At 41.3% G+C, this 1,064-nt stretch carries 2 protein-coding genes; both read right to left on the bottom strand.

The genetic code is table 11. The features are described 5' to 3' along the window. Positions 1-85: 85 nt before the first annotated feature. Entirely contained in the window at positions 86-757 is a 672-nt protein-coding gene (locus tag HMPREF2865_RS03140; protein WP_003686835.1) for a hypothetical protein, read from the bottom strand. Positions 758-760: 3 nt separating this feature from the next. Then, a partial coding sequence (locus HMPREF2865_RS03135) for a hypothetical protein (protein WP_168163625.1) occupies positions 761-1,064 on the bottom strand: 304 nt, incomplete at its 5' end.

Below are 1,064 nucleotides of genomic sequence, written 5' to 3'. Positions count from 1 at the left end.
TTCGCCGGCAAAGAGACCGCTTTGGCTGCCGACGTTAAAAGACAGCCTGGATATTTTTCAGACTGTCTTTTTGAAGAGATGAAAGTTATTTGTTTCTCAATATCTCAATAAGGGCGGCTTTGGACTGGTAGAAGTCCAAATCAAATAATGAAATGCCTAAATGTTTGCAATATTCTTCGATCATCTCCACAGTCAGCCTGTTTTTTTTGAGTCTTTCGGTATATTTTTCTGTCTGTTCAAACGGCAGCGGCGTGCCATATTCCATAAACTCGACACGACTGGTTTCTTTATGCAGCATAACATTTCTGGTTTCGCAGTCATGACGGGAAACCTGTTTGCTGCCCTCATACAGGGTAAATGAGACCGCACCGAATTCGTCTTTGCCAAAATATGGACGTAAATACATAGTCAATAATCTGATTTTCCACAGCAAGGCTTCATACGGCACACTTGAAAAGTCTGTGCCGTTCCGGTTATTACCTATTAGCAATGACCAATCAGACTGCGTTTCCAACAATAAATATTTGGATGATCCGGTAATCTCAAGCGGATTCAAGAAATCCAATTTCTGACTGAGGGTATACTCCTCATCCAAATACGATAGTTTCGGTTTTAGATTTTGATAAAAATCACTTAAATCCATACGTCTTTTTAGATAAAGATCCAGTGCTTTTTCAAATGGCGCGCCAATAAAATAAAACTGTTTCAGGCTCGGATGGCCGTCTCTTGCAAGAAAAAAATCTTTGTTTACATTCATAATTTAATCCACAGTCCTTAAAATTACAATAGCATCCGGATCATTACTCAATGCTCTCGATGCATGTCCGGCTCCACGGTTTGAGCTGGTGCGATCGTATTCGATATAAATTCGTTTATTGGAATTTGGTAGAGTGGCTTGAACATCCGGACGGCAGATCCCTACACGGCACATTTGGTTATTGACCTGCTGCTGGTTGATCCTAATATCTTCTGCACCCATTGAGCGTAAGTAAGCCACATCGTCCTGCATAATTTGGTTTTGTTCCTTACTGGCGGTTTTAAAGCCGAAACCGGCTTCAACGGAC

This window comes from Neisseria sp. HMSC073G10, from assembly GCF_001812605.1.
Classification (GTDB): domain Bacteria; phylum Pseudomonadota; class Gammaproteobacteria; order Burkholderiales; family Neisseriaceae; genus Neisseria; species Neisseria subflava_A.
Note: the sequence above shows the minus strand (reverse complement) of the source record. Positions and strands in the feature narration are given on the sequence as shown.